Here is a 9,290-nt window from a genome sequence, read left to right on the forward strand (position 1 = left end):
GCTGATCGCGGTTCCCAGCACGGCGCTGCCCGACGCGGGCAGGTAAATGAACAGGTTTTCAGAGAGGGCGAAGCCGATCCCGACCGCGATGCCGTACAGCGCACCGTCCACCAGATAGCGGAACTGCGGGCGGCGCACCAGCACCACCAGGATCGCCGCTTTGAGCACTTCCTCGATCACCGGTCCGGAGATGTGCGCCACCTGCTGCGAACTGAACAGCCCCAGCGCGGCGGTCGTATTGTTGATCGCCAGCGCCAGCCCATACGCTCCGATCGCGCCCCATCCCATGCTGATCAGCATCGTGCTCGGCTTGCCGGTTCCGAACACGTCCTGCGTCACGAACAGGTACACCGTGAACAAGGGGATGGCGATGGCAATGCCGTAGGCGATGAGGGTGACGATCAAGGACATGAGCCAGACGATCTACTCGCGGCTCCCCGCGGAGCCTGATGCGGACGTGATGCCGGGCGGCGCGTTCTCACTCCCCGATGATTTCGCCCGCCTGCGGCGCGCGGCGGTCGTCCTCGAAATCGAGCTGCACCGGCAGCGGCGACGCGCTCAGCAGGTCGGGACCGTCCATAAAATGCAGGTGCAGATGCGGCCCGGCGCTGAACCCGGAATTGCCCACTTCGCCCAACACCTGTCCCGCCGCGACGGTATCGCCCACCTGCACGCGGACCGTGCCGCAGCGCAGATGCCCCAGCGCGGAATACACGCCGTCGCCGTGATCCAGGATCACGCCGTTACCCAGCGCCGACGCGAGATCGGCCAGAAACGGCTCCCGGTCGGGGTACATCCCGACGATCTCGTGATCCGGCTGGCCGTCCACGGCGCGCACCACGCGCCCCGCCGCGGGCGCGATCACCTGCCGCCCGAACGCGGCAAACAGCGACGCAGGCAGCCCGGCCTCCGGCGATCCGGCGAGCAGGCTCCACGTCTCGTTGCCCAGCGGCAGGAAGTCCCAGCCGAACTGCTGCGACGAAATATCCCACGCGGCGCGGTGCACTTCGCCCACGCGATGTCCGCCGACGACCAGCGCCATGCCCGCAAACGGCAGGCCGTAAGCGCCCGCCTGCATGTAGTGCTCAATGGGCCACGCGACGAAGGCGTCCGATCCGGCAACCATCAAACGCACCGTCGCCCATCCAGGCGGAATTACCGCCGCGATGAACACGCGCCCGGCCCCGCGCTGTGACGCCTCCAGGCGGCTCAAGCCAGTCACGATCATCTCGCCAATGTCATCGGCGACGCTCCAGGCCAGCGCGTCGAGGCCGTTCACGTCTTCCGGCGCAAACCGCACATAACATGAAACCTCATGCCCGCCGGTTGGCAGCGGTGTGGCGAACAACCGGCACGGAACGATCGTTATCGTCATAACTGGCCCCCTGGTTGATGCGCTCAGGACAGGAAGAATTCGGTCCCACAGAAGCGGCACTTGGCGACGCCCTTGCCGCTCAGCGTGATCTCGCCGCCGCAGTTGGGGCACTGCTTCAGGTCGCGGAGCTGGCTGGCATCGCTCGAATAGAGCACGCCCTTGTCCCAGTTGATGTAGCCGCTGAACACTTCAAGCCCCACGAGGTTATAGATCATGCTGCGGATCTGCTCGCGCGGGAGCTGCATTTCCAGCGCCACGTCGTTGATATCGACCTGCCCCCGGCTCTGCACGATGTTGAGCAGCGTGCGCTGTTCGGAGGCACTCTGCTGCTGCTTGGCCTGCTTGCCGCCGAACACGGACAGGTAAATCCCGAAGCCCACCAGCGGCGCGACCACGGCCACCAGCACCAGCCCCAGGCCCAGGATCTGCGCGGAGTTGGTCAGCCCGTCGTTGGTGAACAACCACGCGCCCGCGACGATGCCCACGATCACGCCCAGGACGATCAGCAAAATCCCTGCGAGGCGGTTCATATTCATGCGTGCCGTCCTTTTTCCACTGCCCGTTCACCGTCATCACACGAGGTGGTTCATATTCATCCGCCCCGTTTTCAACCACATCAGGGTTACGCCGTAGGGGCAATTCATGAATTGCCCCTACCGTGCACCCGCCATTTTTGCTGGTATTGATTGGCCGAGGCGTATGGCGATACGCCCCGACATCATCACGCTCAACACGGCCTGTCTCCCCTCTCCAATCAAGTTGGAGAGGGGCCGGGGGTGAGGTCTGCGTTTGCTTTTGCCGTTGCTCCTGGCTAATCGCTGATCGCTAACGGCTAACCGCCGCCCCTATCCGAATCCCCGGCTGCCGCCGCCCGATCCGCCGCCGCTGAAGCCACCGCCGCCGCTGAAGCCGCCGCCCCCGCCGCTGCCGGAGCTTTGCGGCTTGCTGGTCATGGCGCTAGACGCGTCGTTGAGCATCTTGGTCAGACCGTCGCTCATAGCGTTGAGGCCATCGGTCAGCCCGGCGCTCATCTCGTTCAGGCCGCCCGGCCCGCCAAGCGAAATATCGCCCATGCCGCCGCCGGGACCGCCCATCATCGTCGGGTGATGGTAGCCGCGCCGGTAGCCGCGCCCCCACGGCCCGCCCATGTAGGTCGGGTAGTACCACGTCGGCATGGAGGTCATCGCGGGCGTGCACTGCCGCACGAAATTGCGCTCGATGCCGAACGCGACCGCATAGGCCATGTACTCGTCGAACTTCTTCGCGGCTTCTTCGACGCCCGTATAGTGCTCGATGTCCGACAGGTAGCGCTTGAACGCCTTCCAGCGCGCCGCCTCCTGCGATCCCTTCTGCGTCTTGGCGGGCATCGCCGCCGACGACGACGCCATCGCCAGCCCGACGCCGCCCAGCGCCGCAGGCAGGCACGGCAGGGTGTACGCGATCGAGGCTGCGCCGCTCACCGCCGCGAAGAACAGCGCCCCCGCAACCGCCAGCACGACCACGCCGCCGATCGCCCACAGGTTGCGCGTCGTCTCCGGCGAGCGGGTGAAGTAGCCCTGCTCGACCATCTGATCGTACATGCCGCTTTTGATCTTGGGCACGTGCGTGTAGAACTTGTTCTTCAGCTCCGAAAGCGACGTATCCTGGTCGCCGCCCTTGAACAGCCCGCGCAGCAGTTCGCGCTCGTGCGGCTTCAGGCTGGACACGTCCTTGTCCTCACGGTGGAACTCGAACTCGGTGCTCTCGAACATGCCAAAGATGCCGCCTTTGGTCGTCTGCTCGATGGTGAGAAAACCGCGCCGGGCGAGGTCGATCAGCGTCGCCATGACGTCTTTCATATCCGCGCGCTCGTCCAGCAGCACGCCGACCACGCCGGGCAGTTCCGTCGACGGCGGCGCGGAGAGGTATTCCGGCACGACGACCGCCTCCGGGTCGCGCCCGTGGGTCATATAGCGCGTGTAGACCATCAGCACGCCGCCGATGCCCAGCAGCAGCGCCAGCACACCCAGCACCACCGTGACGATCGGCTTCCACTTTTCTTCATAGGTCCGCTGGCGGTCGAAAGACGCCTGCCAGCCGGGTTTCAACATCGCCGGATCGTGCTCGTACTGCACGCGCACCTCGACCTCGTTGCCGGGGTAGATGATGCCCGGCGCGGTCCACGTCACTTTGTTCCCGCTGATCGATTCGGCCCAGGTGTCGGGATAACTCGCCGTCACCTGCGGCGGGCGGTTCTCCGGCAGCGTCACCGTGATCCGCGAATCGCGCACCAGGAACGGCAGATCGCCGGGGATAGCGACCCAATACAACTGGTCGCCGTCCGCATACGAGCGCAGCGCGCCCGTTACGGTATAGTGGATCTCAATCGTCGTGCGCTCGCGGCTTTGCAGCGGCGATCTGAAGTAGTACGTGATGTTGGCCGTGCCCACGGTCGTGGCGCAGACCGTGCCCGCCCCCCCGCCGCACGAGCTGTTCAGGGGCTGGCCGTCCTGCGTGACTGTGATGTTGCCGATCGTGTTCAGCCGGTCCATCGGGATTTCCGCCGTACCATAGCGGAAGGGGCCCGTGTTCACGTAGAGGTGGTACGTCTCGGTCACGTCGAAACGGTTGGCCGAGGTGTCGAAATTGTCGATGGTGACGTCGAAGCGTTCCCACTCCAACGAGCGGTTGTCCTGCGCATCCGCCGTACGCGGCGAGCCGGGCAGCAGCGGCAGCGCAACGAGCAGGCACAGGGCGATCACCGCCAGGACGGGAAGGCGCGAACGCAGCCGGGTAGTCATAGCGTAATCCTTTGGCCGAAAGTTCAAACCACATTTACATTGTTATTCTAACGGATAGCAGGGGGCCACGCATCAAGGGTAACGGTTTTTTAGAAGTTATTGAGTCATTTTTTGCAATCTCGCCGCTGGCGCAGCCCGCCGGAGACATAAATCTTTCCTAAGAAAAGGCTCAACAACGTTGACTGTGACAGACTAAAGGTTTAAAATTCTGAAACGATTTTTAAGGATATCGATCTTGTTTTCTTTCATTCTAAATTCACCTGATTCTCAGGTTCATCACGTACAGTTACCAAGATAGAGGGTCGGTACTCAACAATGGACTATCCTGACTACTACAAGATACTCGGCGTGGACCGCACCACCCCGGATAAAGATATCCGCAAGGCGTATCGTAAACTGGCGCGCCAATATCACCCGGATGTGAATCCCGGCGACGCCAAAGCCGAGGAACGCTTCAAGGAAATCAACGAGGCCTATCAGGTCCTGTCCGACAAAGAAAAACGCCAGAAGTACGACGAACTGGGGCAGAGCTACCAGCAGTGGTCGCGCATGGGCGGGCAGCCCGGCGGCTTCGACTGGTCGCGCTGGTCCACCGGCGGGCAGCAGCCCGGCGGTTACCGGGTCGAATTCACCGATGCCGACTTTGGCTCGAACGGCGGCGACGCCTTCTCCGACTTCTTCCGCAACATTTTCGGCGGCGGATTCGGCGGCGGCAGCGGATTCGAGCGCCAGCGCGCGCCGCGACAGGCGATCACCGGGAAAGATCTCGAAGTCACCGCGCAAATCACGCTCGAAGAAGCCTACCACGGCACGCAGCGCGTCGTGCAGGTCGGGGAGCGCCGCCTGACGGTCTCCATTCCGGCGGGCGCGCGTGACGGCATGCGCGTCCGGCTGAGCGGCCAGGGCGAGCGCGGTTATTCGGGCGGGCAGCCCGGCGATCTCTACGTGATCGTGGAGATGGCGCCCCACCCCGTCTACCGCCGCGACGGCGACGACCTGCACATGGACATTCGTATCCCGCTCTATACGGCGGTGCTGGGCGGACCGGTGAAGGTCGCCACCCTGTCCGGCGACGTCACGGTGCGCATCAAGCCCGGCACGCAGTCGGGCCAGAGCATCCGCCTGCGCGGCAAGGGCATGCCGCTGCTGCGCCAGAAAGACAGCTTCGGCGATCTGTTCCTGCACACGCTGATCCAGGTTCCCACGGATCTCAGCGAACAGGAGCAGGCGCTGTTCAAAGAGCTTCAGGCGCTCGCCGAGGGTAAAAACTCGCAGCGCTAACCCCGGCCTGGGGACCGCTGCGCGCTGAATCCCCAGGTCGTTTACAATCTAGTCAGGCTGTGATTGGCGGCCCAGTTGGCACGGGTACATTCCACGGGCTTGGATCGTCGCGCCGTCCGCCGCAGTTCGAACACACGATGTGCCGTGATAGAACCCAGAAAGGCAGCAGCTCATGGATGACTTCAACTGGAATGTGCCGGAACCGGACGATCACGATGAGCCCGGAGGGCGCCTGACCGGGCTGCTGGTGGGCCTGGGCATGGGCGTGGTGACGCTGGTGCTGATCGCCGCGCTGGTCGGCACGATGGTCGGCTACCTGTTCTCGCCGCGCAGCGCGGTGACGCGCAGCAGTAGCCCCAGCTTGCAGCGCACCGCCTACCAGCCGTCGGAGACGGAGCTTCGCAACGCGAACTACCGGCCCGGCGATCTCCCCTCTGCCGCGCAGCAAATGGCGACCCCCACTGCCGTGTCCGGTGACATCGTGGCGGCGGCGGACGAGGAATACCTGCTGCTAACCAACATTTACGAGCGCGTGAATCCCTCCGTGGTCAACATCGAGATCGTCTCGTCGTTCCACAGTGACAGCGGCATCGTAGACAGCAGCGGATCGGGTTTCGTGTATGACAGCGCAGGGCACATCGTCACCAACTCGCACGTCGTGCGCGACGCCGAAGAAATCCTGGTGACGTTCTCGGACGGCTACGTCGCCAACGCGACCGTCGTGGGCGTCGATGATTACAGCGATCTCGCCGTGATCCAGATCGAGTCGGGCAGCGCGCCGCTGTGGCCCGTCCCCCTGGGCGATAGCAACACGCTCAAGGTCGGCCAGCGCGTCATCGCCATCGGCAACCCGTTCGGGCTGGAAGGCAGCATGACCACCGGGATCGTCAGCGCGTTGGGGCGGTCGCTGCCCTCGGCGCAGCTTCTCGACGCCAGCTACGAGCGCTACGACAACCCCTCGATCATCCAGGTGGACGCGGCGGTCAACCCCGGCAATTCAGGCGGCCCGCTGCTGAACTCCTCCGGCGAAGTGATCGGCATCAACACCGCCATCCGTACCGAGTCGGGCAGCTTCGAGGGCGTAGCCTTCGCCGTGCCGGTGAACACGCTCAAGCGCATCGTCCCGCAGATCATCGACGGCGGTCAGGTGCGTTATTCGTGGCTGGGCATCGTCACCTCCAGCAGCAACCTGCCGGGCATCAGCATGGCCGTGCTGGCCGATGAGCTGAATCTGGCGGTGAGCTACGGCGTGATGATCGACTCCGTGCAGTCCTCGTCTCCGGCGGAGCGCGCCGGGCTGCAGGGCTCGACGGATACGCGCACCGTGCGCGGCGTCGAGGTTGCCATCGGTGGGGATATCGTCGTGGCGATCAACGGCGCGATCGTGCGCGACATCGACGATCTGGTGGCCTATCTAGTTGAAAATACGTCCCCGGGCGACACCGTCGTGCTGACCATCGTGCGCGGCGAGCAGACCCTGGACGTCAATGTAACGCTGGGTGAGCGGCCCGCAACGTCGCTCGTCACCAGCCCGGATTAAACAGGAGCAGGCAATGAGTGACAGCATATCCCGTGACGAGCCGTGTTATACGATCGGGATCGTTGCGCGGATGGTCGAGCTGCACCCTCAAACGCTGCGCAATTACGAGCAGATGGGCCTGGTGGTTCCACAGCGCAGCGGCGGCAACATCCGCCTCTATTCACAGCGCGAAGTGGATCGCCTGATGAAGATCAACCGCTTGACGCAGGAACTCGGCGTCAATCTGGCGGGGGTCGAGATCATCCTGCGCCTGTCAGACCAGATCGAGTCGCTGCAAGATCAGCTCGAAGCGTTGGAGCGCAAAGGGTCAGCGGCGCAGTCGCGGCACTGACCACGGGCAGCGGTCTTGTGATACACTCTTGGGGGAAGCATCGGGCTTCCCCCTTTTTCATCATTGAAGGATAACGGCATGCCACCTACCCACATCTTGCCCCGGCTGCGGATCAATACCGACACGGCCCGCAAAATCCTGGTGCTGTTCCTGCGCGACGCAGTGACCAAAGTGGGCTTCAAACGCGCGGTGATCGGCCTCAGCGGCGGGATCGATTCGGCGCTGTCATGCTATCTGGTGGCCGAAGCGCTCGGCCCGGAAAACGTGCTGGCGGTGCGCATGCCCTATAAGACGTCTTCGCCCGGCAGCCTGAGCGACGCCCAGGCCGTGATCGACGCGCTCGGCGTGCAAAGCGATACAGTCGAGATCACGCCGATGGTCGATCCGCTGTTCGAGCGCTTCCCCGACATCACCCCCATGCGCAAAGGCAACGTCATGGCGCGGCAGCGCATGGTGATCCTGTACGATCAATCAGTAGCGTTCAACGGGCTGGTGATCGGCACGAGCAACAAGACCGAAACGCTGCTCGGCTACACGACCATCTTTGGCGACAACGCGGCGGCGGTCCAGCCCATCACGGATCTGTACAAAACGCAGGTGCGCCAACTGTCGCGGGCGCTTGGCATGCCGCAAAGCGTGATCGACAAGCCGCCCTCGGCGGATCTGTGGGCGGGCCAGACCGACGAGGACGAACTCGGTTACACCTACGACACGGCGGATCAACTGCTCTATCTGCTCGTGGACCGGCGTTACACGGTGGATGAGGTCGTCGCGGAGGGGTTCGACCGCGCGGTAGTGGAACGCATCTGGCGGCAGGTCCGCCTGAACCACTACAAGCGCACCATGCCCAACGTGGCGAAGGTCAGCCAGCGCAGCATCGGTCACGACTTCCTCTACCTGCGCGACTGGGTGGGCTAAAACACAGCCGCAATTGCCAGTCGTTGATTTACTACAAAAACGAACCGCGCGTCACAGAATTGTCCGTAGGGGCGGGGCTTGCCCCGCCCGTTACTATCCCCAGATTTCCGGCATCTACTTCTTCAAGATCCTTCGAAATTTCATTACAGATTGCCAATTGAACCCAGACATGATTTTGTGTGAGATCAAATGTGCTTGAATGTTTATCGCCAAAAATATCTCGATACGTCAAGGTCAAGCGAGCTACAAATCGCTGTGCATAAGGATGCTTTGAGGAAGGATTTGCAGGTAAGAAGAGAGGTTTATCACAAATCTGATCCTGATCAAAGTGAGTAATTCCCCCTTGCTCAAAATTCATAGTGGTTGTCTCACTATGAGGCAAGGGCAGGGGATATCGAACGGAAAGAAGGTATGGTGGATTTTGAAGATTTTGAGTGCTATGAGGAGCTAAAACACCCCAAATGTTTGTTGCTACACCCGTTCCAACATTTTGAATATCAAGGGGAATTCCCGATGTGATGTTATCGAGAAATTGTACAGGCAGATCTCTCTTAGGAACTAATAGAGGGCGCTGCGCACGCTTGATTTGGGCGTCGTTTGCCTTTTTAGTCTCCTCAATGCTCCTATGAGTTATAAGGGCCAAAACAAGAGTACCTGCTGCTACAAGAATACCGGCTATTGCATTCATACGAACAGCATCTGATACGCAGGCGAAAACACTTAAAACTATAGTCCCAATGGCGACGACAAATAACCATATTCTGTCGGGAATTTCTAATCTCATTTCTAACTTCTCTTATAAATTTCCGTGTAATTTTATTATACTGAGTAATAATTACCAATTCAATAGTTTATCAAATCACCCAGCCGTCTTCCGGCGCTGGACGCAGACGCGGCGCATCCCCGGCGCGCGGATCAGGCCGCCGCGTGCGGACGGCAGTCTTCAGCGCCTGCGCGTGAATCTCCTCCGCGATGTCCCACGCCGCATGAGGCCGCCCCAGCGCGCGGGCCGCGTCGGACCGCCGCGCGAGGCCCTGCGATCCCTCCGCCAGCCACGCCGTGACC

General features: G+C 62.2%; 10 protein-coding genes. 4 read left to right on the plus strand and 6 right to left on the minus strand.

What is annotated here, in order from left to right; genetic code table 11:
* The 4 genes from V7116_RS24185 to V7116_RS24200 form a co-directional block, all read right to left on the minus strand.
* Positions 1–411: PrsW family glutamic-type intramembrane protease (locus V7116_RS24185; protein ID WP_324394563.1), on the minus strand; the 411-nt coding region annotated here is incomplete at its 3' end.
* Positions 412–478: 67 nt separating this feature from the next.
* Positions 479–1,375: a M23 family metallopeptidase gene (locus tag V7116_RS24190; RefSeq protein WP_324394564.1), complete on the minus strand. Its 897-nt coding sequence runs from the start codon at positions 1,373–1,375 to the stop codon at positions 479–481.
* Between the two features lie 23 nt (positions 1,376–1,398).
* Complete coding sequence (locus tag V7116_RS24195) at positions 1,399–1,911, minus strand: hypothetical protein (protein WP_324394565.1); 513 nt, start codon at positions 1,909–1,911, stop codon at positions 1,399–1,401.
* Between the two features lie 309 nt (positions 1,912–2,220).
* A complete protein-coding gene (locus V7116_RS24200; protein WP_324394566.1) occupies positions 2,221–4,155 on the minus strand; it encodes a DUF2207 domain-containing protein in 1,935 nt (644 codons plus the stop codon).
* Between the two features lie 315 nt (positions 4,156–4,470).
* Here V7116_RS24200 and V7116_RS24205 point away from each other — a divergent pair, with 315 nt between their 5' ends.
* The 4 genes from V7116_RS24205 to V7116_RS24220 all read left to right on the plus strand — a co-directional run bounded on the left by V7116_RS24205 (position 4,471) and on the right by V7116_RS24220 (position 8,225).
* Positions 4,471–5,436: a J domain-containing protein gene (locus V7116_RS24205; protein ID WP_324394567.1), complete on the plus strand. Its 966-nt coding sequence runs from the start codon at positions 4,471–4,473 to the stop codon at positions 5,434–5,436.
* Between the two features lie 172 nt (positions 5,437–5,608).
* The gene (locus V7116_RS24210) at positions 5,609–6,976 is read left to right on the plus strand and encodes a S1C family serine protease (RefSeq protein ID WP_324394568.1); all 1,368 of its coding nucleotides are present in this window, start codon (positions 5,609–5,611) and stop codon (positions 6,974–6,976) included.
* Positions 6,977–6,989: 13 nt separating this feature from the next.
* A complete protein-coding gene (locus tag V7116_RS24215) occupies positions 6,990–7,307 on the plus strand; it encodes a heat shock protein transcriptional repressor HspR (protein WP_324394569.1) in 318 nt (105 codons plus the stop codon).
* A gap of 96 nt (positions 7,308–7,403) precedes the next feature.
* Positions 7,404–8,225, plus strand: a complete 822-nt coding sequence (locus V7116_RS24220) for an NAD+ synthase (RefSeq protein WP_442891869.1) — start codon at positions 7,404–7,406, stop codon at positions 8,223–8,225.
* A gap of 31 nt (positions 8,226–8,256) precedes the next feature.
* On the opposite strand, the gene V7116_RS24225 is transcribed toward V7116_RS24220, so the two are convergent.
* Positions 8,257–9,009 carry a hypothetical protein gene (locus tag V7116_RS24225; RefSeq protein WP_324394571.1) on the minus strand — a complete coding sequence of 251 codons (753 nt, stop codon included), beginning with the start codon at positions 9,007–9,009 and terminating at the stop codon, positions 8,257–8,259.
* Between the two features lie 70 nt (positions 9,010–9,079).
* On the minus strand, positions 9,080–9,290 hold a 211-nt coding region (locus V7116_RS24230; protein WP_324394572.1), incomplete at its 5' end, for a hypothetical protein.

The sequence above is a fragment of the Aggregatilinea sp. genome, assembly GCF_036822615.1.
In the GTDB taxonomy this organism is placed as follows: domain Bacteria; phylum Chloroflexota; class Anaerolineae; order Aggregatilineales; family Aggregatilineaceae; genus Aggregatilinea.

Excerpts from the sequence above, each read along its gene's own strand:
- V7116_RS24190 (WP_324394564.1), bottom strand. The coding sequence starts at position 1,375 with ATGACGATAACGATCGTTCCGTGCCGGTTGTTCGCCACACCGCTGCCA.
- V7116_RS24195 (WP_324394565.1), bottom strand. The coding sequence starts at position 1,911 with ATGAATATGAACCGCCTCGCAGGGATTTTGCTGATCGTCCTGGGCGTG.
- V7116_RS24200 (WP_324394566.1), bottom strand. The coding sequence starts at position 4,155 with ATGACTACCCGGCTGCGTTCGCGCCTTCCCGTCCTGGCGGTGATCGCC.
- V7116_RS24205 (WP_324394567.1), top strand. The coding sequence starts at position 4,471 with ATGGACTATCCTGACTACTACAAGATACTCGGCGTGGACCGCACCACC.
- V7116_RS24210 (WP_324394568.1), top strand. The coding sequence starts at position 5,609 with ATGGATGACTTCAACTGGAATGTGCCGGAACCGGACGATCACGATGAG.
- V7116_RS24215 (WP_324394569.1), top strand. The coding sequence starts at position 6,990 with ATGAGTGACAGCATATCCCGTGACGAGCCGTGTTATACGATCGGGATC.
- V7116_RS24225 (WP_324394571.1), bottom strand. The coding sequence starts at position 9,009 with ATGAGATTAGAAATTCCCGACAGAATATGGTTATTTGTCGTCGCCATT.